The organism is Escherichia sp. AM3 (assembly GCF_032029835.1).
Classification (GTDB): Bacteria; Pseudomonadota; Gammaproteobacteria; order Enterobacterales; family Enterobacteriaceae; genus Escherichia; species Escherichia coli.
The window spans coordinates 1-230 of the sequence record NZ_JAVUPQ010001369.1 but is presented as its reverse complement, the minus strand read 5'-3'; the positions used below and the strand labels follow the sequence as shown (position 1 = coordinate 230).

1 pseudogene is annotated in these 230 nt (G+C 61.7%); it reads right to left on the bottom strand.

From position 1 onward, the window contains the following. Positions 1 to 58 precede the first annotated feature (58 nt). Positions 59 to 230 (bottom strand): annotated as a pseudogene (locus RTW80_RS31085) (UbiA family prenyltransferase); the annotation flags it as partial.

The following is a 230-nucleotide window of genomic DNA, read 5'->3' as shown; positions in this document are numbered from 1 at the left end:
CTTTCCCGGTCACCTGACCGCTCGGCAGAGGACGATTCGCGGTGCGATTAACATGTCAATCAAATTTCCGGTCAGCATAGTCGTTAACCACACAGCCCGCAGCGCGCATCAGCCAGACGCCCGCCACAAACACCGCCAGGATCCACAGCGGCGGCACGCCCGGCGTGGCAACCCACAGCGCCCATAAGGTCGGCCACAGCAGCAGCAGCGCGCCAATGGGTTTATCAGTA